We start from the raw sequence: 23424 nt of genomic DNA on the forward strand, positions 1-23424 counted from the left end.
CGGCGAGGCGACGGAAACGCCGGAGAGCGGCGGGGCGACGGCCTCGGCCGAGCCCTCGCCGGTCGAGACGCCGACGTTCGAGGAGTCGCCCCCCGCGCCGAAGAAGGCCGACTACGCGGGCCGGGTGAAGGGCAACGGCGGCCTGATCGCGATCTCGATCCGTGACGGCAGGGCCATCGGGTACTTCTGCGACGGCCGGACGGAGTCCTGGTTCAAGGGCGACGCGACCGGCGGCGAGCTGGCCCTGAAAGGCACGGGGAAGGCCACGGTCAAGGCCGAGCTGGGCGACGGCAAGGCCGCGGGGCAGGTCGCGGTCGGCGGGAAGCGCTGGAGCTTCGTCGCCGCCACGGCCAAGAAGCCCTCGGGCCTGTACCGGGCCAGCGCCGTCGTCAGGGGCGCCAAGGTGCGCGCGGGCTGGATCGTCGTGGAGAACCCGGGCGGCGGCTACACGCAGGTCGGCGCCGCCTTCAGCGACGACGAGCCGGTGGACGTGCCGCGGCTCGACGGCGACGACCCGACCAGGGCCGTCTCCGTGAACGGAACCACCGTCACGCCCGAGGACGTCGACGGTTTCATCGAGGAGATGCGATGACCGCCATCCACCGCCACCCCGCCCGGAGTTCCGTCTCGCTGCTGGTGCCGCTGCTGGCCGGCGCCGTGATCATGGTCGCGCTCGGCGTGTACGGGCGCGCGCACACCCCGACCGGCTTCGCCGTGGGCGTCGCGGGCTTCTCGGCCGCGCTGCCGATGAAGGTCTGGCTGACCACGGCCGCCGCCGCGCTGGCCGTGGTGCAGATCGTCTCGGCCCTGTCGATGTGGGGCCGGCTGGGGATCCGGATCCCGGAGGGGGTCCACCGGTGGTCGGGCAGGCTGGCGTTCCTGCTCACCATCCCGGTGGCCTTCCACTGCCTGTACGCGCTCGGCCTGCAGTACGACGTGCCGCGGGTGATGGTCCACTCGCTGCTCGGCTGCTTCTTCTACGGCGTGTTCACCACGAAGATGCTGGCCCTGCGCAAGGACGGCACCCCGGGCTGGACGCTTCCGGTGATCGGCGGGCTGGCGTTCACCGCGCTCGTGGGGCTCTGGCTGACCTCGTCGTTCTGGTTCTTCACGGCCGTGGGGTTCGCGGTCTAGCCCGCCGGGTCGAAGCTCGTGGTGCGCCGCAGCCCGGCGGCCCGGCCCTTGGCGGCCACGACGAGCGCCATCTTCCGGGACGCCTCGTCGATCATCTCGTCGCCGAGCATGGCCGCGCCGCGCTTCTCGACCGTCGTGTAGTACTCGTACGCGTCGAGGATGAGCTCGGCGCGGTCGTAGTCCGCCTGCGGCGGCGAGAAGAGCTCGTTGGCCGCGTCGACCTGCAGCGGGTGGAGCACCCACTTGCCGTCGTAGCCGAGCGCGGCCGAGCGCCGGGCGGCCCGGCGGAACCCGTCGACGTCCTTGATCTGCAGGTAGGGGCCGTCGATGACCTGGAGGTCGTGGGTGCGGGCGGCCATGAGCAGGCGCATCAGGATGTAGTGGTAGGCGTCGCCCTCCTCGTAGCCGGGCGGCTGCTCGCCCACGACGAGGGTGCGCATGTTGATCGAGGCCATGAAGTCGGCCGGCCCGAAGACCAGCGTCTCCAGCCGGCGGGACGAGCCGGCGATGGCGTCGGCGTTGACCAGCCCGCGCGCGTTCTCGATCTGCGCCTCGATGCCGATGCGGCCCGGCTCGTAGCCCATGGCCTTCTCGATCTGGGTGAGCAGCGTGTCGAGCCACACGACCTCGGTCGGGTCCTGCACCTTGGGCAGGATCAGGCAGTCGAGCCGGTCGCCGGCGCCTTCGACGACCTCGATGACGTCCTTGTACGCCCACTGCGTCGCCAGGTCGTTGACCCGCACCGCGACGGTCTTGCCCTCCCAGCCGCCCTCGCGCAGCGCGGCCACCACGTTGCGCCGCGCCTCGTCCTTGGCCAGTGGCGCGACGGCGTCCTCCAGGTCCAAGAACGCCTCGTCGACGGGCAGGGCGCGGGCCTTCTCCAGGAAACGGGGGTTGCTGCCGGGCACGGCCAGGACAGATCTACGCGAACGCAACATGAGCCACACCGTAACGGCACCGGAGCCGGTTACATTCGAGCTGTGACCGACAACACCCCGGCGATCGAGCTTTCGGCCGTAGAAGAGGGCGCCAAGAAGTCCGGCGTCCTCTGGCTCGATCTGGACCGGCCGCGGCTGGCCTGGCACGCGTGGCACGACGGCGCGATCTATCTGGTGACCGGCGGCGAGGAGCAGGAGCTGCCGGGGCTGGCCGGGCGGGAGAGCGTACGGGTCACGCTGCGCAGCAAGGACAACGGGGCCCGTCTGGTGGTGTTCGACGCCGCCGTGTCGGTCGTCGAGCAGGCGGCGGCGCCCGAGGCGGTGGCGGCGCTGGCCAAGGAGCGGCTCAACGCCCGCGACAGCGAGCGGCTGCCCGAGCGCTGGGCTCAGGGGTCGGCGGTGCTGCGGCTCACGCCGACGGGCGTCGCCAGTTCGACCGGCGTCTGACGGACGATGGTCGCGGTCTGCGCGAGGAGCGCGCCCGACAGCACGATGAGGCCGCCGACGATCTGGTATGCGCCGAGCGCCTGGCCGAGCAGGAGCCAGGCGACGATCGAGCCGGCGATGACCTCCAGCGAGGCCACGGTCGCTCCGACGGCCGCCGAGAGCCTGCGCACCGCGTTCACCCCGAGGATGTAGGCGATGACGGTGGCCACGACCACCAGCCACAGGTACGCGACGAGCACCGGCATCGGGGTGGCGTCGACCGGCGAGGCGGTCCGGGTGAAGGCGTCCCACGGGAGGTTCCACGGCTGGGAGATCGGCGCGAGCACGACGGCGGCGCCGATCATGCCCCAGGCGATCAGGCCGAGCGGGTCGATGTCATCCCCGAAGCTATCGTTCATCAGGAAATATCCGGCGCAGCACGCGCCGGCCAGCAGCGCCAGCGCCAGCCCGATCGCGTCCAGCCGGAGGCCCTGCCAGGCCTCGACCACGATGGCCAGGCCGACCACCGCCATGACCGCGCCGAGGTAGGCGGCCCTGGCCAGCCGGATCTTCCGCACGAACCGTACCCACACCACCACCATCACCGGCGCCATGAACTCCAGCAGCAGGGCGATCCCCACCGGCAGCCTGGTGATGGCCGCGAAGTACAGTGATTGCACCCCCGCGATGGCGACGACCGCGTACACCGCGAAGAACGGCAGCCGCGAGCGGGCGATCCGCAGCGCGGACGGCTTGACCACGGCGAGCACGGCGACGAGCAGCACCCCGGCACCCGCCATCCGCACCCAGACCGCCTCCAGCGGCGCCAGACCGGCGGCGTTGAGGTATTTGGCCATGGTGCCGGAGAAGGCGAAGCAGAGCGAGGACACGAAGGCCATCGCGAGTCCCGCGTAGCGCACGTGAACCCCCGTCGAACGTCATTACCGTGGTGCAGGTTGGATACTGACACGTCAGGCGTCCGCGGCGCAACGCGGGGGCGCTGTTAGCCTGGCTGACGTGCAGATCTTCGTCGCCCGGCTGGCGGGCACCCCGGTCTTCGACCCGGCGGGCGATCAGATCGGCCGCATCAGGGACGTGGTCGTCGGGCTGCGCGGCGTGCGCCCGCCCCGCGTGCACGGCATGGTGGTCGAGGTCCGCCCCCGCCGCCGGGTGTTCCTGCCCATCACCCGGGTACGCGGCATCGAGGCCGGCGCGGTGGTCTTCACCGGCAAGCTCAACGTGCGCCGGTTCGAGCAGCGGCCCCTGGAGACCCTGGTGATCGGCGAGATGCTCGACCTGACCGTGCGCGTCGACGGCGAGCCGATGACCGTCTACGACGTCGCCATCGCCGAGACCAAGCCTGCCGAGTGGCAGGTCACCCAGGTCGCGGTCTACCGGGGCAGGCGGCGGCGCGACGCCCGGGTGGCCGACTGGGACGAGGTCTCCGGCTTCGACATCCTCCAGGAGAACCAGGGCGCCGCCGGGCTGATCGCCTCGTTCGACTCGCTGCGCGCCGCCGACCTGGCAAACGCCCTGCACGAGCTGTCCGGAAAGCGGCGCGAGGAGGTCGCCCGCGCGCTCGACGACGACCGGCTGGCCGACGTGCTGGAGGAGCTGCCGCCCGGCGACCAGATCGGCATCCTCGGCGCGCTCGAACCGGAGCGGGCCGCCGACGTGCTGGAGGAGATGGGCCCCGACGACGCCGCCGACCTGCTCCACGACCTGCCGCCGGAGCAGGCGGCCGCGCTGCTGGCGCTGATGGAGCCGGAGGAGGCCGCCCCGGTGCGGCGGCTGCTCACCTACCCGCACGACACCGCCGGCGGCCTGATGACCACCGATCCGGTCATCCTCCCCCCGACCAGCTCGGTCGCCGAGGCGCTCGCGCACATCCGGCAGCAGGAGCTGACCCCGGCCGTGGCGGCCCAGGTGTTCATCACCCGCCCGCCCAATGAGACCCCGACCGGCCGCTACCTCGGCGTGAGCCACTTCCAGCGGCTGCTCCGCGTCCCGCCCTCCACGCTGCTCGGCAACGTCATCGACCCGTCGATCGACCCCATCAAGCCCGACCTCCCGCTGCCCGACGTCGCCGCCTACCTGGCGGTCTACAACCTCGTCGCGGCCCCGGTCGTCGACGAGCACAACCGGCTCGTCGGCACGGTGACCGTCGACGACGTCCTTGACCACCTGCTCCCCGCAGACTGGCGCGAGAGGCTCTGACGTGACCACCGAACGCCTTGACCAGCCCCGTGACCTGCGCCGCTCGCTGCGCCCGCACTACGACCCCGAGGCGTTCGGCCGGCTGTCGGAGCGCATCGCCCGCTTCCTCGGCACCGCGCGCTTCCTGGTCTACATGACCGTGTTCGTGGTGGTCTGGGTGAGCTGGAACGTCGCCGCCCCGGCCTCGTTCCAGTTCGATCCGTACCCGTTCATCTTCCTCACGCTCATGCTGTCGCTGCAGGCCTCCTACGCGGCCCCGCTGATCCTGCTCGCCCAGAACCGGCAGGACGACCGCGACCGCGTCCAGTACGAGCAGGACCGGCAGACGGCCGAGCGCAACCGCGCCGACGTCGAGTACCTCACCCGCGAGATCGCCGGGCTGCGGCTGGCGCTCGGCGAGGTGGCCACCCGCGACTACCTGCGCTCGGAGCTGCAGCGGCTGGGCGAGGAGCTCAAGGAGTCGCGATGACCGCGGCGGCCCTCGTCCCTCGCTGCGGGTCACCCAGTAACCTTGGCACGTTGCCCGATGAGCCTGCTGGATTAACGGGACCGGTTCCCGGGTTCATACCATGGAGGGGCATCCTCAACCGGCGTTCCCGCGCTGTCACACCCATACCGGCAAAGGAGGGACGGCACCCCCTCACCCGGGCGTGCCGAGACTTCGATGGCACCAACCCAGGAACAGGTGACGGCCGCCCTCGCCACCGTCATCGACCCCGAGATCCGCCGCCCGATCACCGACCTCGGCATGGTCAAGGGCGTCGACATCGCCGCTGACGGCAGGGTGCGCGTCGGCGTCTTCCTCACGGTCGCCGGCTGCCCGATGAAGGACACGATCCGGCGCGACGTCACGACCGCGGTCGCCAAGGTCGACGGCGTCACCGCCGTCGAGCTGGAGCTCGACGTGATGAGCCAGGAGCAGCGCAAGGAGCTGCAGACCAAGCTCCGCGGCGACAAGGGCCCCGAGAAGGAGGTCCCGTTCAACAAGCCCGGCTCGCTGACCCGCGTCTTCGCGGTGGCCAGCGGCAAGGGCGGCGTCGGCAAGTCCTCGGTGACGGTCAACCTCGCCGCCGCGATGGCCGCGAGCGGGATGAAGGTCGGCATCGTCGACGCCGACATCTACGGCCACAGCGTCCCCCGCATGCTGGGCGCGGCCGAGCGGCCCACCAAGGTCGAAGACATGATCATGCCGCCGGTGGCCCACGACATCAAGGTCATCTCGGTGGGCATGTTCAAGCCCGAGGGCAACACGCCCGTGGTGTGGCGCGGCCCGATGCTCGACCGGGCGCTCCACCAGTTCCTCACCGACGTCTACTGGGGCGACCTCGACGTCCTCCTGCTCGACCTGCCGCCGGGCACCGGCGACATCGCCATCTCGGTGGCCCAGCGGCTGCCGGGGGCCGAGATCCTGGTCGTCACCACGCCGCAGATGGCCGCCGCCGAGGTGGCCGAGCGGGCCGGCTCCATCGCGGCGCAGACCCACCAGCAGATCGCCGGCGTCATCGAGAACATGGCCTGGCTGCCCTGTCCCCACTGCGACGAGCGCATCGCCGTCTTCGGCGAGGGCGGCGGCCAGACGGTCGCCGACGCGCTGACCCGCATCCTCGGCGCGCGCGTGCCGCTGCTCGGCCAGGTCCCGATCGACCTGCGGCTGCGCGAGGGCGGCGACGAGGGCAAGCCGCTGGTCCTCACCGACCCCGACTCCCCCGCCGCGGCGGAGCTCCGCTCGATCGCGACCACGCTGAGCAAGCGCGCGTCCAGCCTCAAGGGCATGCAGCTCGGGCTCGCCCCCAACCGGGGCTGACCGCGCGGGCGCGGGTCTGTGCTCGCCGCGTCGTACGGGTGTGGGTCAGGTCGCCTCGTTGTCGTACGGGGGGACCTCGCCCACGCCCAGCTCCCCTCCCACCGGGGCGGGGTAGATCGGTTCCGCCTCCGCGACGGCCGGCTTGCCGTCCTTCCAGACGTCGTCGTCCTCCAGCAGGTGCTTGCGGACGAAGTTGCGCGGATTGAGGTCGGCGGGGTCGAAGTCGGAGAACTCGGGGCCCAGCCCGGCCCGCAGGTCGTCACGCGCGTTGTTGGCCATGCGGCGCAGGTTGCGCAGGGTCTTGCCGGCCTGGGCGGCCGCCTGGGGCAGCTTCTCCGGGCCGAAGACCAGCAGCGCGATAATGATCAGCGCACCGACTTCCAGCCAGCCAAGTCCGAACACTGTCAGCTCCCAGCAGTCAACCGCCCCGAGGACAACCCCGGCTATCCCACAGACTAAGGGCTCTACCGGGTAGCTCGGTCTCCTCCCCCGGACCCAATCATCACCCCCCGCGGACCCTCGAACCTCACGCCCGGGGAGGTCCCGGGCGAGGCGTCACGACGGCGTCGGAGTGGGGGCGTCGGCGCTGACGACCAGGGTCGCGGTGTGCTCCTGCTTGTCGCGCTCGTACTTGATCTGGATCTTCGCTCCCGGCGCCTTGCTCCGGATCAGCGCGATGAGCTCGTTGCCGTCCTGCAGGCGCAGGCCGTCGACCTCCAGGATGACGTCGCCGGCCTTGAGCCCGGCCTTCTCCGCCGGGCCGCCCTCGTCGATCGGCGGGCGGCCGTTCTGGTTGCCGGAGGCGATGCGGACGCCCTCGCCGCGGTAGTCGGTGTCGAGCACCACGCCGATCTTGGGCCGCTTGGCCTTGCCGGTGGTGATGAGCTCCTCGGCGACGCGCCGGGTCTGGTTGACCGGGATGGCGAAGCCGAGGCCGATGCTGCCGCTCTGGTTCGCCATGGACCGGCTGAGGGTCGCGATGGCCGAGTTGACGCCGACGACCTCGCCGCGGCCGTTGACGAGCGGTCCGCCCGAGTTGCCGGGGTTGATGGCGGCGTCGGTCTGGATGGCGCTGATGTAGGCGGGCTCCTCGGTGCCCGTGCCGCTCTCGTCGCCGGCGATGACCGGCCGGTTGAGCGAGCTGACGATGCCGGTGGTGACGGTGCCGGTCAGGCCCAGCGGCGAGCCGATCGCGATGACCGGGTCGCCCACGACCACCTGGTCGGAGTTGCCGAGGGTGATCTCCGGCGTGCCGAACGTCTCCTCCGGCTTCAGCACCGCGAGGTCGGAGCCGGGGTCGCGGCCGACGATCTGGGCCGTCGTGCGCTTGCGGTTGTTGAAGATGACCCGGATCTCGCCGTCCCTGGCGGCCAGGGCGACCACGTGGTTGTTCGTCACCACGTAACCGTTCTTGATCAGAAACCCGGAGCCGGAGGCGCCCTCGGTGTTGCTGCCGTTGCCGACCTCCAGCGAGACCACGCTGGGCAGCACCCGGGAGGCCACGCCGGCGATCGAGCCGGGGGCGCGCTCGACGTTGCCGGTGGGGAGCGGGCCGAGGCTGTAGGACGGGTCGGTGCTGCCGCTCGGCCGGGTCAGCAGGTAGGTGCCGACGCTGCCGAGCCCGGACGCGACCAGCGCGATGACCAGGGCGACCACGAGCATCAGCGGCGTGCTGGGACCTCGCCTGGGCGGCGGGACCCTGGTGGCGCCGGGTGGCGGGGCCCAGTGGGGGCCCATGGGCAGGGCGCTCGGTGGCGGCGGCGGGCCGCCCACGCCGAACGGGCCCTCGCCGCTGGGATTGGTGAACGCGCCGGGGCGGCGCCCGCTGCCGGGATCGCCGAAGAACGGCCAGTCGCGGTCCGGCTGCGAGCCTTCGCCGGCGGGGCTGCGGAACTGCGGGTTCTCGCCGCTCGGACGACCGAAGCGGGACGGCTCCCCGTACCCGGGCCCCTCACCGCCGGGAGCGCCGAACCGCGGGCCTTGGCCCCCGGGATCGCCGAACCGCGGGCCCTCACCATCCGGCGGACCGAACCGGGGCGTCTCGCCGCCCGGGTGGCCGAAGGCGGAGGGCGGGGCGGGGTTCTCGTACGGGTACGTGCCCTCCCGCCGGGCCGGGCCGTCGTAAGGGTCGTCGTCGTAGGAGTGGGTGGGGCCGTAGACGGAGGTCTCGCCGGAGTCGTCCCAGCCGGAGGGCGGCCGCCTCTCGGCCGGCTGCTCGCCGGCGGGCAGGAACTCGGGCCGTCCCGGTGGCTCAGGATTTCCCGACGGCGTGCGTCCTTCGCGGCGCGTCTCGTCGGTCATCTACTCTCACCACTCCTTGCTCACGACACCGCAATCATGGCTTGATCGGCATACGGGTGCTGTAAAGCAGCTGTCAGCCCGATTCGCCTGACATATCCCGATCCCAGATCGTATGCCCCCCACGCCATGGACTACGCCACCATGAGTATCCCAGTCGGGGGAGCGCTCAAGGAGTGGCGGTGGCCGGAACGTCCGCCGGTGTCGGCTGGACCCGCTTGACGAGCTCGACGGGCGGGGCCTGAGTGTTCTGCCCGACGCCGGAGACGGCGAAGAACGTCCCGAGCGCGACGGCCGCCGACACGAAGCCGACCGCCATGTACGTGCTGCGCCGCCTAGTCCCGCGGCCAGGGCCCGAGGAACCGCCACCAGTGGCGTTCCTGCGGGGCCGGTTGTCCAAAGGGGCGATGCTGTGCGGCCCCGGGATGGGCACCCCTCCGAACGTACGGGTAGGGAAAGGCCGCTCCCTGGGCGGCAGCGGCCCGCCGGGCTCGGCCATGCGCATCAGGGACAGGGTGAGGTCGGCCGGCAGCGCGGGGTGTTCGAGCGACCGCAGGCGCGTCTTCAGCGCCCGCAGCGACTCCACCTCACGCCGGCAGTCGGCGCAGAAGGTCAGATGGGCCAGCGCCCGGTCTCGCTCGGCGTGATTGAGCTCGCCGTCGACGAGCGCGGACACGCGTTCTCCAAGGTGGGTCATGTCAGACTTCCTCCCCACGGGTTACGGTCGGGGGGAGTTGGGAATTGCGGGGTGCTCGGTGTTCGAGCGCCTCGCGCAACTGTGCCCGGCCACGGTGAATCCGGCTTCTGACCGTTCCCAGCTTGACGCCGAGCGTGGCCGCGATCTCCTCGTAGGACAGCCCCTCGATGTCGCACAGCACGATCGCGGCCCGGAACTCGGGGGCGAGCGCGTCGAGCGCGGCCTGGATGTCCGGCTCAAGATGGGCGTCGTGCAGGGCCTGCGCCGGCGACGGCTCGCGACCGCGAATCCGCTCGGCCGCGTCGTCGGCGAGACCCTCGAACCTGATGCGCTGCTTGCGCCGCGCCATGTCGAGGAACAGGTTGGTCGTGATCCGGTGCAGCCAGCCCTCGAACGTGCCAGGGGTGTAATTGGACAGCGACCGGAAGACCCGGACGAAGACCTCCTGGGTCAGATCCTCCGCGTCATGGACGTTGCCGGTGAGACGGTACGCCAGGCGATAGACCCGTGCGGAGTGGGTCCGCACCACTTCATCCCAGGTGGGAGGGGTCCATTCGGGCTCGGGCACCATACCGGGGACATCGGACAACGGAGTATCGGCCTGGTGGTCACTTTCGTCCACCAGAACTCCTCTCTCTGAGACCACCGCTACCGTCATAGTGCCTGGTTTTGTCCCTCCGTGCGCACTGGCTGCCCTCCAGACCGGCAAAGCCCGTTTAAACCTGCAACGCCTCGGGGCCCTCCTGAGTTCCCGTCCCGGCCCTCCTCCCCTAGGCTGCGATCGGTGACCAATCGCACGAAAGTGGGGGGAGGAGGCCGATGACCAGTCCGTTGGAGGCCACTCTGGCCTATGCGGAGCAGTTCCATCACGAGGATGAGATCCTGCACGCGGCGCGGCAGCGCGGGCTGGAGATGGGCGCCCCGCCCGTCCTTCCCGGCGGCGGGGCCGCGCTCTGCTTCCTCGCCACCGTGATCAACGCCAAGTCGGTGGTCGAGATCGGCACCGGCTGCGGCGTCTCCGGGCTGTGGCTGCTGCGGGGCATGCGCGCCGACGGCACGCTGACGAGCGTGGACGTCGAGCCGGAGCACCAGCGGATGGCCCGCCAGGCGTTCGCGGAGGCGGGCTTCTCGGGCGGCAGGGTGCGGCTGATCGCCGGCCGCGCGCTCGACGTGCTGCCGCGGCTCTCCGACGGCGGCTACGACCTGGTCTTCGCCGACGCGGCCAAGCAGGAGTACGCCGACTATCTCGCCGAGGCCGTCCGCCTGCTGCGCGTCGGCGGCGTCGTGGCCTTCGACAACGCGCTCTGGCACCACCGGGTGGCGGACCCGGCGCAACGCGACCCCGACACGGTGGCCGTGCGCGAGCTGGGCAAGCTCGTGCAGGCCGACGACCGGCTGCGGTCCGTCCTCATGCCGCTCGGCGACGGCCTGCTGGCCGCGGTCAAGGTCGCGGGCTAGAACGGGCCAGAACGCTCCAGAACAGCCCGGAACGGGTCAGGGCGGGCCAGAATGGGCCGGAGCGGCCCAGGCGGGCTCAGAGCCCGGACAGCCACTCCAGCAGCACGCGCACGCCGAACCCGGTGGCGCCCTTGGTCAGGATCCCCTCGTCGACCGTGCTGCGCCCGACGCCGGCGATGTCGAGGTGGGCCCACGGCCGGTCACCGGCGAACTCGCGCAGGAACAGCGCCGCCGTGATCGACCCGGCGCCGAAGCGGGAGCCGATCTCGACGTTGGCCAGGTCGGCGACCGGCGACTCCAGCGCGCCGGCGTACTCGTCGATCAGCGGCAGCCGCCACAGCCGGTCGCCGCTGGCCTCGCCCGCCGCCGTCAGCCCCTTGGCCAGCTCGTCGTCGGAGGCGTACAGGCCGCCGACGTGACGGCCGAGAGCCACGGTGACGGCGCCGGTGAGCGTGGCGACATCGACGACCACGTCGGGATCGAGCCGCGCGTCGGCGTAGGCGAGCGCGTCGGCCAGCACCAGGCGGCCCTCGGCGTCGGTGTTGAGCACCTCGACGGTGCGCCCCCCGTACGGCTTGATCACGTCGCTGGGCCGCTGGGCCGTGCCGGAGGGCATGTTCTCGGCGGCGGCCACCAGGCCGGTCACCCGGACCGGGAGGCCGAGCCTGGCCAGCGCGGCGAGGACGGCGATGACCACGGCGCCGCCGGCCATGTCGGTCTTCTGCGTCTTCATGCTGTCGGTGGGCTTGAGCGACAGCCCGCCCGAGTCGAACGTGATGCCCTTGCCGACCAGCACGACGTGGCGGTCGGCGGGCCGGTCGGGGGTGTAGGAGAGCTGGATGAGGCGGGGCGGCCGGGCCGAGCCGCGGCCGACGGCCAGGAGACCGCCGAACCCCTCGGCCTGGAGTTGCTCCTCGTCCCAGACGCGGACCGGGACGCCCTGCTCGGCGGCCTGCTCGGCCAGCCATGACGGGCTCTTGACCGACGACGGCGTGTTGCTCAGGTCACGGGCCAGCGCGACGGCCTGGGCGACGCTCTCGCCCCGGCGCACCTGCTCCTCGTCGGCGCCGACGAAGGTGAGCGCGCGCACCGGCCGCTTCCCCGGCGAGCCGATCTTGAACGAGTAGGCGGCCAGCAGCGCGGCCTCGGCGAAGGCCCGGAGGTCGCCCTCGGGGGCGACGACGGCCAGCGACTCCTTGCCGCGCACACGGCGGGTCAGCGTGGCCGCGGCCTTGCGCAGCGCCCGCGGCGAACCGTCGCCCACGCCGTAGAGCAGCACCCGGCCGACGCCCTCGCCCCTGGCCACCGGGACCTCGACGACCTCACCGGCCTCGCCCTCGGCCTCGTAGTGCGCGAGCAGCCCGGCGACCGGCACGTGCAGGTCCAGGTCGAGCGCCGGGCGAAGCTCGCAATCGTACGGAACGGCCAGCAGGGCGGCGTCCTCGGGCACCCGCGCCGCCACTGAGACGGCGGTCTCGATCGGCACTTTCTCTCCTCATACGTCGGCGACCCTGGCACGCCGGTGCACGCCAGGGCCGGGGTGAAGATCGTCCGGGGAGCTCTAGCCGACGACGCTCTTCAACGCTTCGCCGAGCGCCTTCGCCTCATCCGCCGAGATCTCCACGACGAGCCGTCCGCCACCCTCCAGGGGGACCCGCATGACAATGCCGCGCCCTTCCTTGGTGACCTCAAGCGGACCATCGCCGGTCCGCGGCTTCATCGCCGCCATGCGTGCATCCCTTCCTGCCTTGGGCTCCCGCGGCCCGCGATCGCGACCTCCGACCTCCCGAGAGGGGCGGTCGGCGTATTCACGTCTTCTGTGATGTCCTATTCTCCCGCATCGAGAGCCCTCATGGGTAACGATCTCCTCCCAGAATGCGTTGTCGAGCGGGTCGAAGACCTCCAAACTGGACTTCGTGCACGCACGCGCCGCTCTGTTCGACCTGTACGGGGACCACCTGCGCTCGCGCGGTGGGCACGCGTCCGTGGCCGCTCTCGTACGGCTGATGAAGCCCCTGGACATCGCCGCTCCGGCGGTGCGCACGGCCGTTTCCCGCATGGTCAGACAGGGCTGGCTGGAGCCGGTCCGGCTGCCGCAGGGCCCTGGCTACGGTGTCACGCCCAAGTGCTTGAGGCGGCTGGACGAGGCGGCGCTGAGAATTTACCGAGCCGGGACCCTGAGCTGGAACACCCGATGGCATCTGATCGTGTTCCCGCCCGTCAAGGAACGGCCGCGCCGCGAACGGATCAGGGCCACGCTGACGTTCCTCGGCTACGCGGCCCTGTCGGAGAGCACCTGGATCGGCCCGCGCTCCTCCGTCGAGCTGGACAACCTGCTGGAGTGCGAGGGAGTGCGGGCCGATAGGTTCGACGCGGCGCTGGAGGGCGACCCGCGCGAGCTGGTGGCCCGGGCATGGGATCTGCACGCCATCGGCGAGGCTTACGAGCAGTGGCACGCCGAGGCTGACACGCTGATCACCACCCTGCCCGCCCAGGCGCCGCCCGACCAGGTCTTCGCGACGAGGAGCAAGCTCGTGCACGGATGGCGGAACTTCCTGTTCCGTGACCCCGGCCTGCCGCCCGAGCTGCTGCCCGCGGGCTGGCCTGGCGAGAAGGCCAGGGCGTTCTTCGAGCAGGAGGCAGCCCGGCTGCTGCCCGCAGCCGCCGCGTTCGTCGACAGGGAGTTGCATTGATCCGCTATGACGTGGCCGACGCCGTCGCCACCATCACGCTCGACCGGCCCGACGCGATGAACTCGCTGACGGCGGAGGTCAAGACCGCCCTGCTGGAGGCGCTGCGCCGGGCGGCGGCCGATCCCGGCGTGCGCGCCGTCCTGCTGACCGGCTCGGGCCGGGCCTTCTGCGCCGGGCAGGACCTGCGCGAGCACGCCGCCAACCTGGAGGCCGGCCGCGCCCTGGACGACACCGTCCGGCGGCACTACAACCCGATCATCGAGCTGATCACCACCATGGACCAGCCGGTCGTGGCGGCGGTCAACGGCGTGGCCGCGGGCGCGGGCGCCGCGCTCGCCTTCGCCTGCGACCTGCGGGTCGCGGCGGAGAAGGCCAAGTTCGCGCTCGCGTTCGGCGGCATCGGCCTGGCGCCAGACTCCGGCGCCTCGTGGACGCTGCAGCGTCTGGTCGGGCTGGGCCGGGCCACGGAGCTGCTGCTGCTGGGCGAGCCCGTGGACGCCCGCCGCGCGCTGGAGCTGGGCCTGGTCACCCGCGTGGTGCCCGCCGACGAGGTGCTCAAGACCGCCCACGAGCTGGCCGTACGGCTCGCGCAGGGGCCGACCAGAGCCTTCGGCGCCACCAAGCGGGCGCTGGCCCACGCGGCAGGCCACTCGCTGCCCGAGACGCTGGCGCTGGAGGCCGACCTGCAGGACGCGTGCGTGGCCACCGACGACCACGTCCGCGCCACGGCGTCGTTCCTGGCCAAGGAGCGGCCGGTGTTCCACGGCCGCTGACGGCGCTCTCAGGCCCGCGCCAGACAGCCTTCGACGTGGTCGTTGACCAGCCCGATCGCCTGCATCAGCGCGTACGCGGTGGTCGGGCCGACGAACCTGAACCCGTGCCTCTTCAGCTCCTTGGCCAGGGCCGTGGATGCGGGGGTGACGGCCGGCACGTCGGCCATGGTCCGGGGCACCGGAGCCGACGGGTCAGCATATTTCCAGACCAGGTCGGACAGGCCGTCGGGCAGCTCCATCGCCGCCCTGGCGTTGGCCACGGCCGCCTCGATCTTGGCCCGGTTGCGCACGATCCCCGCGTCACCGAGCAGCCGCTCGACGTCCGCCTCGGTGTAGGCGGCCACCTTGGGGATGGCGAAGCCGTCGAAGGCGGCGCGGAAGTTCTCGCGCTTGCGCAGGATCGTCAGCCACGACAGGCCCGACTGGAACGCCTCCAGCGTCACCCGTTCGAAGACCCGGTCGTCGCCCCGCACCGGGCGGCCCCACTCCTCGTCGTGGTAGGCGAGGTACAGCGGGTCCGACAGGCCCGCCCAGGAGCAGCGGATGACCTCGGTCACACGCGGCCGTCCGCGTCCTTGCCGCCCGCGGGGCCATCCTTGGGGCCGCCCGCGGGGCCATCCGGCTTTCCGTCCGCGGGACCGCCCGCGACCCGTACGGACTCCTCCGCCCGGCCCGCCCGCGAGGCGTCCTGCGAACTCTCGCCCCACTCGTCCTCGATCTTGTCCTCGGCCGGGTCCTCGACCTTGTCCCGCTTCTCACCGGGCTCCCGGTCAGCGCGGTCCTGCCCCCCGGCGTCCCCGTCGGCCACCCGGTCCGGCACGGCGGCATCCGGGGCATCCGGGTCCGAGGTCACGGCGTCCGAGGGCGCGGGGTTCGAGGGCGCGGCGTCCGAGGGCGCGGGGTTCGAGGGCGCGGCGTCCGAGGGCGCGGGGTTCGAGGGCGCGGCGTCCGAGGGCGCGGGGTTCGAGGGCGCGGCGTCCGAGGGCGCGGGGTTGTCCGGCGCCGCGGGCTCGATCCAGGTGACCGGCTCGTGCTCGGCGCTGGGCGGCTCCTCCCGCACGGCCGAGGGCACATGGCCGTTGGACAGCGGGTCGGTCTCGACGGGCAGCGCCAAGGGCAGGGCGGGCGGTTCGTGCTCGGTGCGCGGCCCGTTGCCGGGCGCGGCGTAGACCTCCTGCCGGGCGTGCAGCCGGCTCGACAGCAGCTCCGACACCCGCTGCTCCAGGATCGCGATCCTGGTGTCGCGGGCGCTGATGGCGTTGGCGGCGCGGTGCAGGGCCTCGTCGACGCTCTGCGTGTGGTAGCCGACCAGGTTGACCGGCAGGTGCAGCGCCATGAAGTCGACCGCCGTGAGCTTGCCCGCCTCCGGGAGGTTGAGCGGCGGCACGTCGGGCGGGAACTCGGTCAGCTCCCCGCCTCTGCCCCGGGACACCTGGAACACGCCCGCCAGGATGGCGAGCGCGGCGATGGCGAGTATGACCAGCAGCACATTGGCATCGTACTCATACCACCGGGGCACGAGTCCCGCACTTGCCGCACCCGGTGAGCAGCCGGACGCTCAGTCGGCGGCCTCGCTCAGCTCCTCCACGGAGGGCCGGACGGGCTGGGCGCGGGCTTCCAGGCGGGCGAAGGCCTCGTCGACGGTCGTGGTCCAGGAGATCGCGTCGAAGACGTCGGCCCGGCAGAATCCCGCGTCGTACATGCCGCCGACGAGATCCCTGAGCGGCCTGTAGAGCCCCCACGGGTCGAGGACCACGAGCGGCCGGTCGTGGATGCCGAGCACCCTGGCCGTCCACATCTCGAACAGCTCCTCCAGCGTCCCGATGCCGCCGGGCAGCACCAGGAAGGCGTCGGACCTGGCGTCCATCTCGCCTTTCCGCTCGCGCATGTCGGCCGTGACGATCAGCTCGTCGGAGTCCTCGTCGGCGATCTCGATGTCGACCAGGACGCGCGGGATGACGCCGATCGTCCGGCCGCCGGCGGCGCGGGCCGCCCTGGTGATCGCGCCCATGCAGGAGACGGTCGCGCCCCCGCTCACCAGGGTGTGGCCGCGCCGGGCCAGCTCGGTCCCGACCTCCGTCGCCAGTCGGAGGTATTTGTCGTCGATGTGACGGCTGGAGGCGCAGAAGACGCAGATGTTCACGGGGAGCCAGCCTATTGCGGCTCGCCCACCTGCGCCCTGGCGGCTTCCCGCTCCTCGTCGAGCTGCCGCGACCGGTGCAGCTCGGAATCCGTGATGATCTTCACCGCCTCGTCCACGTCGTCGGTGACCTTGATCAGGTCGAGGTCCTGGGGGGCGATCTTGCCGGTGCCGGCCAGCTGGCTCTTGATCCACTCCAGCAGGCCGCCCCAGAACTCCGAGCCCATCAGCACCACGGGGAAGCTGGTGACCTTGCGGGTCTGGACCAGGGTGAGCGACTCGAACAGCTCGTCGAGCGTGCCGAACCCGCCGGGCAGCGCGATGAACCCGCACGAGTACTTCACGAACATGGTCTTGCGTACGAAGAAGTAGCGGAACTCGATGCCGAGGTCCACGTAGTCGTTCATGCGCTGCTCGAACGGCAGCTCGATGCCGAGCCCCACCGACACGCCGCCGTCGACCTCGGTGGCGCCCCGGTTGGCCGCTTCCATGACGCCGGGCCCGCCCCCGGTGATGACGGCGAAGCCGGCCTGCGCCAGCGCGATGCCCAGCTTGCGGCCCGTCTCGTAGTCGGGTGTCTCCTCGGGGGTCCGCGCCGAGCCGAACACGGTGACCGCCCTGGGCAGCTCGGCGAGCTGGCCGAAGCCCTCGACGAACTCCGCCTGGATGCGCAGCACGCGCCACGGGTCCATGTGCACCCAGTCGGAGGAGCCCTGGCGGGCCAGCAGCCTCTGATCGTGGGTGGATTCGGGGACCAGGTTGCCGCGCACCACGGCCTGTCCCTGGCGCCGTTCGCGGCGATTGGCTCTCATACGGTTCACGCTATCCCCAACAGTTCCTTTGATGTCCGGATCCGGGCTACCCTGCGCCGATAGGCGAGGAACGCCCTCCGGAAGGCGCTCGGAAGAATCTTGAAAAACTTCCCGGTGAACCGGGAACCAGATTTCCCGACCCTTGCGTCTAATCGGCGAGGGTGCTGCTCGGGACTGAAAGTGGCTCTCCCCGTCAAATGGCCGGCGAGGAGAGCCACTTTCATGGTGTCCGGCCTCCAGTGAGCCAGGCGCGCATCGCCCGCTCGCTCTCCACGATCTTCTCCAGCGTCACGTACTCGCCCTTCTGGTGGGCCAGGTTCGGATCGCCGGGGCCGTAGTTGACGGCCGGGACCCCCAGCGCGGAGAAGCGGGCCACGTCGGTCCAGCCCAGCTTGGCCCTCGGCGTCCCGCCGACGGCCTCGGTGAAGGCGGCGGCCACGGGGTGGGTCAGCCCCGGCCGCGCCCCCGGCGCCGCGTCGACGAACGCGACCTCGTACCCCTCGAACACCTCGCGCACGTGCGCCTGCGCGGCCTCGATCGTCAGGTCGGGGGCGAACCGGTAGTTGACCGTGACCACGCACTCGTCGGGGATGACGTTGCCCGCCACGCCGCCGCGCACGCCGACCGCGTTCAGGCCCTCGTGGTACTCCAGCCCGTCGACCACCGGCCGTCGCGCCCGGTAGGCGTTGAGCCTGGCGAGCACGGGCTCGGCGCCGTGGACGGCGTTGACCCCGAACCACGACCTGGCGCTGTGGGCGCGTTTGCCGGTGACCCGCACCTCGGCGCGGAGCGTGCCCTGGCAGCCGCCCTCGATCTCCCCGTCGGTCGGCTCCATCAGCACGGCGAAGTCGGCGGCCAGCAAGCCGGGGTGCTCGCGGGCGACCCGGTTGAGCCCGTTGCGCTCCGCCTCGACCTCCTCGCAGTCGTAGAAGACGTACGTGACGTCGCGGACGGGGTCGGGCACGGTGGCCGCCAGCTTGAGCGCGACGGCCACCCCCGCCTTCATGTCGGAGGCGCCGCAGCCGTGCAGGAGGCCGCCCTCCACCCGGCTGGGCAGGTTGCCGGCCACGGGCACCGTGTCGAGATGCCCGGCGATCAGCACCCGCTCCGCGCGGCCGAGCCCGGTGCGGGCCACCACGGTCTCCCCGGACCTGTCGACCTCCAGGTGCGGCAGCCCGCGCAGGGCCTGCTCGACCAGCCCGGCCAGCACCTGCTCGGCGCCGCTCACCGAGGGGATGTCGACGATGGCCGCGGTCAGCGTGCGGACGTCCTGCGTCAGGTCAAGCATCAGGTGTTCACTCCGTGTTCGCGCAGCACCTCGTCGATGGCCGGTGACAGGGTGCTCACTTCCGTCATGGCCCCGGAGCCTATCCCGCCGGGTAGGTTCTTCAGCGTGCACCTGCGCTTCTCACGAGGAGTCATCACCATCGCGGCCATCGTGCTGGTCCTCGCGGTGGGCATCTCCTTCGGCGTCTACCAGTTGCTCAAGCGCGCCCCCAAGCCCCTGGCCGTCCCCGAGGCCAGCTGCGTCGTGCGCACTCCCGACGACGAGCGGGAGATGGACATCGAGCAGGCGCAGATCGCGGCCACCATCGCGGCCGTGGCGGCCCGGCGCAAGCTGCCGGAGCAGGCTGTGGTGATCGCGTACGCGACGGCGCTGCAGGAGTCCAAGCTCTACAACGTCGAGTACGGCGACCGCGACTCGGTCGGCGTGTTCCAGCAGCGGGAGTCGCAGGGGTGGGGCACCAAGAAGCAGATCATGGACCCCGTCTACTCCACCAACCGGTTCTTCGCCGCCCTGGAGAAGGTCAAGGGCTACCGCAAGATGCCGGTGGCGGAGGCGGCCCAGGCGGTGCAGCGCTCCGCGGCGGGCTACGCCTACGGCCCGCACGAGGAGGAGGCCAGGCTCCTGGCCGCGGCGTTCACCGGGCGGGTCCCGCGCGCCGTCCACTGCTGGTACCCGCCGAAGGACGCGAAGGCGGGCGGCGAACAGGCGGCGGGCGAGCGGACCGCCGCGCCGCGCCCCAGGACGGCCCAGGCGCGCCGCCAGCTCAAGCGGGCCCTCGGCAGCACCGCCGTGACCGACCGCAGACGCGGCTGGCTGATCGCCGCCTGGTCGGTGGCGCACGCGCAGAAGTACGGGCTGAGCCGGGTGGAGTACGCCGGCGCCCGCTGGTCCAACGACCAGCGGGTCGAGGACTGGCAGGATGTGAGCGCGGCCGGCGGCAGGACCGTCGAGCTGGCCTGACGGCGACGACCGGGGCCCGCCTGCCCCTGGCCGGTTCTGACTAGGACGACGCGCGGCTGATGATGCCGATCGACCCGGGCGGCAGCGGCTGCGCGTACGCGGCCGTCCACGGCTGGCCCTGCACCCGCGCGAACGACAGCAGCCGCCCGTCGGTCGCGCGGTAGTCGGCGAAGTCGAGCAGCCCCCGGTCGGGCATGCCCGTGCTGCCCTCCGACCGGAACGCGCCGGTGCCACGCTCCAACGGGTGGAACTCGACGTCATCCATGATCAGGCTGCTCCGCGCGGGGACCATCCCCTGGGTGGGCACGTCGGTCCAGAGGAGCACCTCCAGGTGCGGCGGCTGGCCGGGAGCCCTGCCCTTGCGGATCTCGACCGTCAGCCACTGGGTGCGGCGGGCGCTGTCGCGCAGGCGGTACTCCATCCACTGCTGGCCCTGCCATGACACGTACAGGGCGCCGATCACGCGCACCGGCGAGCCCAGAACGTCGATCTTGTCGCCCACCCGGAGCGTGCGCGGGTCGGTGTAGTCGGTGCCGGCCTGCCGTGCGGCGGCGACCGGCGCCGGCAGCGGGGGCTCGACGGGAGCGACCTCGACCGGCATGTCGGCCGCCGTGCGGTCCTTCCTGTCCTGGCGCAGGGTGGCCAGGAACGCTCCGAGCAGGAGAAGGACGGTGGCGATGCTCAGCCCGAGAACGACCATGGAGGTCATGCTCATCGTTCGGCTCGCTCCACTCGCGGTTCGCCTCGGCGAACGCCCGGTATCTACTTGTGCTGCGGTATATGCGGCTCGCCCCTTCCCTCCGCAGGAGGGAGCGTTTGAGGGGCGATCCTACTGGAGGCGGCGCACTGCCGCATCGATGCGTTCGTCCGTGGCCGTGAGCGCCACCCGGACATGCCGCTCACCTGCCGTTCCGTAGAACTCCCCGGGCGCGACCAGAATGCCGTTCTCGGAGAGCGCACCCACCTGGTCCCAGCAGTCGCGGCCGTCGGAGGCCCACAGGTAGAGCCCGGCCTCCGAATGGTCGACGCGCCAGCCCGCCCGCTCCAGCGCGGGCCGCAGCAGGGCGCGGCGCGCGGCGTAGCGCTCGCGCTGCTCGTCGGCGTGGCGGTCGTCGCCGAGCGCGGCGGTCATCGCGGCCTGCGCGGGCTGCGGCATCAGCATGCCGGCGTGCTTGCGGATCTCCAGCAGCCGCTTGATCAGCACGGGGTCGCCGGTGACGAACCCGGTGCGGTAGCCGGCCAGGTTGGACCGTTTGGACAGGGAATGGACGGCGAGCAGGCCCTCATGGGACCCCTCGCACACGTCCGGGTGCAGGATCGACACCGGACGCTCCTCCCAGCCGAGCTCGATGTAGCACTCGTCGGAGGCGACGACCGCGCCGCGCTCGCGCGCCCACGCCACGACCTTGCGCAGGTGCTCGACGGGCAGCACCCGGCCGGTCGGGTTGCCCGGCGAGTTGATCCAGACGAGGTCGGCGTGCTGGGGGCCGAGCGCGAGCAGGCCGTCGGCGGCCGTGCCCGCCGCCCCCGCCAGCCGGGCCCCCACGTCGTAGGTGGGGTAGGCCAACTCGGGGAAGACCACCCGCTTGGCGCCCAGATAGGTCGGCAGCCAGGCGACGAACTCCTTGGAACCGATCACCGGCAGCACGTCGCGCTGGTCCACGCGCACGCCGTGCCGGCGCGCCAGCCACCCCGCCGCCGCCTCGCGCAGCGCGACGGTCCCGTGGGTGTAGGGGTAGCCGGGGCTGTCGGCGGCCCGGGTCAGCGCGTCCTGGACGAGCCCGGGCACCGGGTCCACGGGAGTGCCGACCGACAGGTCGACGATGCCGCCGGGATGCGCGCGGGCGCGCTCCTTGTACGGTTCGAGCCGGTCCCAGGGAAAGTCGGGCAGGTTGTTCACGGTTCTCCAGGATCGTACGTACGACTGAGGACCGCGCACCGCGAACGGCACGCGGCACGGCTCCGCCGCCCCACCGGTGGTGCGGCCCGCGTACGGGCCGCGCCGGCTACTCGCTCTGCGGCGGGAGGGCCGCCACGACCGGGTGGTCCTTCTCGATCTTGCCGACCTTGGACGCGCCGCCGGGCGAGCCCAGGTCCTCGAAGAAGTCCACGTTGGCCTTGTAGAAGTCCTTCCACTGCTCGGGAAGGTCGTCCTCGTAGAAAATCGCCTCGACCGGGCACACAGGCTCGCACGCTCCGCAGTCGACGCACTCGTCGGGGTGGATGTAAAGCATGCGCTCGCCCTCGTAGATGCAATCGACGGGGCATTCCTCGATGCACGCCTTGTCCAGGACGTCCACGCAAGGCTGCGCGATGACGTAGGTCACCTCGAGCTCCTTCTTCTCCGCACCATGGCATGACTCTGACCGCGGTTTGCTAGGCCCTAGTATTGCCGTGCTCACCAGGTGGCTGAAACGGAGGGTGGCAAACTCATGGCCGCTCGTCTCGTGATCACTATCTCAGCAACCGACGTGGGATCGCGCGTCACCACGCGGAGGCGGGTCCCCGGAGGCTTCCGCGACGCCGTGGGCGTCCTCGAATCCTGGGCGGACGGCGTGCTGCGGGTGCGCAAGCGCGACGGCACCGTCGTGGAGATTCCGGAGGAGACGCTGGTGGCGGGCAGGGTCGTTCCGGTCGCGCCTCCTCGACCTGGACAGAAGTAACGGTAAGTATTCATCGTGTGACCGTACGTACCTGCGCCGCCGTAGCCGCCATCCTCGCCAGCGCCGGATGCGGCGCGTCGCCGTCCGCCGACAAGCCCGCGTCCCAGCCGCCCGTCAAGGTCCACGCCGCCTCGCTCAAGGAGGGGTTCGGCACCTACGAACGCCTCGTCCAGGAGGCCCAGCGCGAGGGGGCGCTCACCGTGGTGGGGCTCCCCCGCGACTGGGTCAACTACGGCGAGGTCATCGACACCTTCGCCGACAAGTACGGCATCAAGGTCAACCAGCTCGAACCGCAGGCGAGCAGCCACCGGGCGCTCGACAGCGCCGCGCGGCTCAAGCCCGACGTGTTCGACCTCAGCATCGAGGAGGCGGTCGGCGCGGCCGGCCGGTTCGCCCCGTACAAGGTGCGGGGCTGGCTCGACCTGCCCGACCACGTCAAGGACCCGGCCGGCGCCTGGTACGCCGCCTACGGCGGCTACATGTCCATCGGGTACGACCCGCGCGCGGTGCCCGCCCCCGCCTCCTTCGCCGATCTGACCAGGCCCGGCTACAAGGTGGCGCTCGACGGCGACCCGCTGCGTTCCAGGGCCGCCTTCTCCGGCGTGATGGCCGCCTCCCTGCGCGGCGGGTCGCCGCTGCCGCAGCGCGGGGTGGCGCTGTTCGGCAAGCTCAAGCAGGCGGGGCAGCTCACCTCCCCCGCCTCCGCCAACACCATCGTCACCTGGGACCACGTCAACGCCGCCCGCGCCGCCCGCGACGCCGCCTCCTGGAAGGTGACGATCCCCAGGGACGCGCCGCTCGGCAGCTACCACGTGCAGGCGATCTCCAAGGCCGCGCCGCACCCCGCCGCCGCCCGGCTGTGGCAGGAGTTCCTCTTCTCCGACGAGGGCCAGAACCTGCTCCAGAAGGGGTACGCGCGGCCCGCGCGGGGCGAGGCGATGCTCATGCGCGGCACGCTCGACACCGAGCAGGCGTCCAGGCTCCCGAAACCGCCGGGGCCGCCCGTGCTGCTGACGATCCCGCAGACCGACGCCGGGAAGACCTACGTGAAGAAGCAGTGGGCGAAAAGCGTGGGGTGAGGCCAGTGTGATCAGGTGTGTCGTAGCGACCATCTAGCTCTAAA

General features: G+C 71.8%; 28 protein-coding genes. 12 read left to right on the forward strand and 16 right to left on the reverse strand.

Features of this window, described 5'->3' with window-relative positions; translation table 11 throughout:
* The coding region (locus OUY22_RS12010; protein WP_270154954.1) for a hypothetical protein at nucleotides 1–592 on the forward strand (592 nt) is incomplete at its 5' end.
* Complete coding sequence (locus tag OUY22_RS12015) at nucleotides 589–1134, forward strand: DUF6529 family protein (protein WP_270154955.1); 546 nt, start codon at nucleotides 589–591, stop codon at nucleotides 1132–1134. The genes OUY22_RS12010 and OUY22_RS12015, both read left to right, overlap by 4 nt.
* On the opposite strand, the gene OUY22_RS12020 is transcribed toward OUY22_RS12015, so the two are convergent.
* Entirely contained in the window at nucleotides 1131–2072 is a 942-nt protein-coding gene (locus tag OUY22_RS12020; RefSeq protein WP_270154956.1) for an HpcH/HpaI aldolase/citrate lyase family protein, read from the reverse strand. The two genes, OUY22_RS12015 and OUY22_RS12020, sit on opposite strands and share 4 nt — an antisense overlap.
* Nucleotides 2073–2114: 42 nt before the next feature.
* On the opposite strand from OUY22_RS12020, the gene OUY22_RS12025 reads away from it, so the two are divergent.
* Nucleotides 2115–2519, forward strand: coding sequence for a hypothetical protein (locus tag OUY22_RS12025; protein ID WP_270154957.1), 405 nt, complete (start codon nucleotides 2115–2117; stop codon nucleotides 2517–2519).
* On the opposite strand, the gene OUY22_RS12030 is transcribed toward OUY22_RS12025, so the two are convergent.
* Complete coding sequence (locus OUY22_RS12030; protein ID WP_270154959.1) at nucleotides 2459–3418, reverse strand: EamA family transporter; 960 nt, start codon at nucleotides 3416–3418, stop codon at nucleotides 2459–2461. The genes OUY22_RS12025 and OUY22_RS12030 overlap by 61 nt on opposite strands.
* Nucleotides 3419–3515: 97 nt before the next feature.
* Between OUY22_RS12030 and OUY22_RS12035 the strand changes: the two genes are divergently transcribed.
* The 3 genes from OUY22_RS12035 (at nucleotide 3516) to OUY22_RS12045 (ending at nucleotide 6519) form a co-directional block, all read left to right on the forward strand.
* Entirely contained in the window at nucleotides 3516–4715 is a 1200-nt protein-coding gene (locus OUY22_RS12035; RefSeq protein WP_333486663.1) for a magnesium transporter MgtE N-terminal domain-containing protein, read from the forward strand.
* A 1-nt stretch (nucleotide 4716) separates the two neighbouring features.
* The gene (locus OUY22_RS12040; protein WP_270154960.1) at nucleotides 4717–5184 is read left to right on the forward strand and encodes a DUF1003 domain-containing protein; all 468 of its coding nucleotides are present in this window, start codon (nucleotides 4717–4719) and stop codon (nucleotides 5182–5184) included.
* 195 nt (nucleotides 5185–5379) lie between these two features.
* On the forward strand, nucleotides 5380–6519 hold the full coding sequence (locus OUY22_RS12045; RefSeq protein ID WP_270154961.1) for an Mrp/NBP35 family ATP-binding protein: 1140 nt from the start codon (nucleotides 5380–5382) through the stop codon (nucleotides 6517–6519).
* Between the two features lie 45 nt (nucleotides 6520–6564).
* Here OUY22_RS12045 and OUY22_RS12050 read toward each other — a convergent pair whose 3' ends face one another.
* The 4 genes from OUY22_RS12050 to sigE all read right to left on the reverse strand — a co-directional run bounded on the left by OUY22_RS12050 (nucleotide 6565) and on the right by sigE (nucleotide 10085).
* Nucleotides 6565–6921: a sec-independent translocase gene (locus OUY22_RS12050; protein ID WP_270154962.1), complete on the reverse strand. Its 357-nt coding sequence runs from the start codon at nucleotides 6919–6921 to the stop codon at nucleotides 6565–6567.
* Nucleotides 6922–7074: 153 nt separating this feature from the next.
* Nucleotides 7075–8820 (reverse strand): S1C family serine protease, encoded by a 1746-nt coding sequence (locus OUY22_RS12055; protein WP_270154963.1) that lies wholly within the window; start codon nucleotides 8818–8820, stop codon nucleotides 7075–7077.
* Nucleotides 8821–8986: 166 nt separating this feature from the next.
* A complete protein-coding gene (locus tag OUY22_RS12060; RefSeq protein ID WP_270154964.1) occupies nucleotides 8987–9514 on the reverse strand; it encodes an anti-sigma factor family protein in 528 nt (175 codons plus the stop codon).
* A 1-nt stretch (nucleotide 9515) separates the two neighbouring features.
* Nucleotides 9516–10085 (reverse strand): RNA polymerase sigma factor SigE, encoded by a 570-nt coding sequence (gene sigE / locus OUY22_RS12065; protein WP_270154997.1) that lies wholly within the window; start codon nucleotides 10083–10085, stop codon nucleotides 9516–9518.
* A 248-nt stretch (nucleotides 10086–10333) separates the two neighbouring features.
* Between sigE and OUY22_RS12070 the strand changes: the two genes are divergently transcribed.
* Nucleotides 10334–10972, forward strand: a complete 639-nt coding sequence (locus OUY22_RS12070) for an O-methyltransferase (RefSeq protein ID WP_270154965.1) — start codon at nucleotides 10334–10336, stop codon at nucleotides 10970–10972.
* Nucleotides 10973–11048: 76 nt separating this feature from the next.
* Here the strand turns inward: OUY22_RS12070 and OUY22_RS12075 are convergent, their stop codons facing one another.
* Both OUY22_RS12075 and OUY22_RS12080 read right to left on the reverse strand, forming a co-directional pair.
* Nucleotides 11049–12458, reverse strand: a complete 1410-nt coding sequence (locus tag OUY22_RS12075; protein WP_270154966.1) for a leucyl aminopeptidase — start codon at nucleotides 12456–12458, stop codon at nucleotides 11049–11051.
* Nucleotides 12459–12533: 75 nt separating this feature from the next.
* Entirely contained in the window at nucleotides 12534–12701 is a 168-nt protein-coding gene (locus OUY22_RS12080) for a DUF3117 domain-containing protein (protein ID WP_101788278.1), read from the reverse strand.
* 187 nt (nucleotides 12702–12888) lie between these two features.
* On the opposite strand from OUY22_RS12080, the gene OUY22_RS12085 reads away from it, so the two are divergent.
* Complete coding sequence (locus OUY22_RS12085; RefSeq protein ID WP_270154967.1) at nucleotides 12889–13665, forward strand: PaaX family transcriptional regulator; 777 nt, start codon at nucleotides 12889–12891, stop codon at nucleotides 13663–13665.
* Nucleotides 13662–14438 (forward strand): enoyl-CoA hydratase-related protein, encoded by a 777-nt coding sequence (locus OUY22_RS12090; protein WP_270154968.1) that lies wholly within the window; start codon nucleotides 13662–13664, stop codon nucleotides 14436–14438. Before OUY22_RS12085 ends, OUY22_RS12090 begins: the two co-directional genes overlap by 4 nt.
* A gap of 8 nt (nucleotides 14439–14446) precedes the next feature.
* On the opposite strand, the gene OUY22_RS12095 is transcribed toward OUY22_RS12090, so the two are convergent.
* The 5 genes from OUY22_RS12095 to dapE form a co-directional block, all read right to left on the reverse strand.
* Nucleotides 14447–14995, reverse strand: a complete 549-nt coding sequence (locus OUY22_RS12095; protein WP_270154969.1) for a DNA-3-methyladenine glycosylase I — start codon at nucleotides 14993–14995, stop codon at nucleotides 14447–14449.
* Nucleotides 14992–15927: a hypothetical protein gene (locus tag OUY22_RS12100; protein WP_270154970.1), complete on the reverse strand. Its 936-nt coding sequence runs from the start codon at nucleotides 15925–15927 to the stop codon at nucleotides 14992–14994. The genes OUY22_RS12095 and OUY22_RS12100 overlap by 4 nt, the downstream gene beginning before the upstream one ends.
* A gap of 69 nt (nucleotides 15928–15996) precedes the next feature.
* Nucleotides 15997–16581 carry an LOG family protein gene (locus OUY22_RS12105; protein WP_270154971.1) on the reverse strand — a complete coding sequence of 195 codons (585 nt, stop codon included), beginning with the start codon at nucleotides 16579–16581 and terminating at the stop codon, nucleotides 15997–15999.
* Between the two features lie 11 nt (nucleotides 16582–16592).
* Complete coding sequence (locus OUY22_RS12110) at nucleotides 16593–17390, reverse strand: LOG family protein (RefSeq protein WP_270154972.1); 798 nt, start codon at nucleotides 17388–17390, stop codon at nucleotides 16593–16595.
* A 220-nt stretch (nucleotides 17391–17610) separates the two neighbouring features.
* Nucleotides 17611–18678: a succinyl-diaminopimelate desuccinylase gene (dapE, locus tag OUY22_RS12115; RefSeq protein WP_270154973.1), complete on the reverse strand. Its 1068-nt coding sequence runs from the start codon at nucleotides 18676–18678 to the stop codon at nucleotides 17611–17613.
* 66 nt (nucleotides 18679–18744) lie between these two features.
* Here dapE and OUY22_RS12120 point away from each other — a divergent pair, with 66 nt between their 5' ends.
* On the forward strand, nucleotides 18745–19638 hold the full coding sequence (locus OUY22_RS12120) for a hypothetical protein (RefSeq protein WP_270154974.1): 894 nt from the start codon (nucleotides 18745–18747) through the stop codon (nucleotides 19636–19638).
* Between the two features lie 40 nt (nucleotides 19639–19678).
* Here OUY22_RS12120 and OUY22_RS12125 read toward each other — a convergent pair whose 3' ends face one another.
* The 3 genes from OUY22_RS12125 to fdxA form a co-directional block, all read right to left on the reverse strand.
* Nucleotides 19679–20353, reverse strand: coding sequence for a DUF4178 domain-containing protein (locus OUY22_RS12125; RefSeq protein WP_270154975.1), 675 nt, complete (start codon nucleotides 20351–20353; stop codon nucleotides 19679–19681).
* A gap of 114 nt (nucleotides 20354–20467) precedes the next feature.
* Nucleotides 20468–21538 carry a succinyldiaminopimelate transaminase gene (gene dapC / locus OUY22_RS12130; protein WP_270154976.1) on the reverse strand — a complete coding sequence of 357 codons (1071 nt, stop codon included), beginning with the start codon at nucleotides 21536–21538 and terminating at the stop codon, nucleotides 20468–20470.
* Between the two features lie 106 nt (nucleotides 21539–21644).
* Complete coding sequence (gene fdxA, locus OUY22_RS12135) at nucleotides 21645–21965, reverse strand: ferredoxin (protein WP_148029241.1); 321 nt, start codon at nucleotides 21963–21965, stop codon at nucleotides 21645–21647.
* A gap of 144 nt (nucleotides 21966–22109) precedes the next feature.
* Here fdxA and OUY22_RS12140 point away from each other — a divergent pair, with 144 nt between their 5' ends.
* Nucleotides 22110–22301: a putative acetyltransferase gene (locus OUY22_RS12140; protein ID WP_333486664.1), complete on the forward strand. Its 192-nt coding sequence runs from the start codon at nucleotides 22110–22112 to the stop codon at nucleotides 22299–22301.
* 17 nt (nucleotides 22302–22318) lie between these two features.
* Nucleotides 22319–23380: an ABC transporter substrate-binding protein gene (locus OUY22_RS12145; protein WP_270154978.1), complete on the forward strand. Its 1062-nt coding sequence runs from the start codon at nucleotides 22319–22321 to the stop codon at nucleotides 23378–23380.
* Nucleotides 23381–23424 lie beyond the last annotated feature (44 nt).

The sequence above is a fragment of the Nonomuraea corallina genome (assembly GCF_027620315.1).
Classification (GTDB): Bacteria; Actinomycetota; Actinomycetes; order Streptosporangiales; family Streptosporangiaceae; genus Nonomuraea; species Nonomuraea corallina.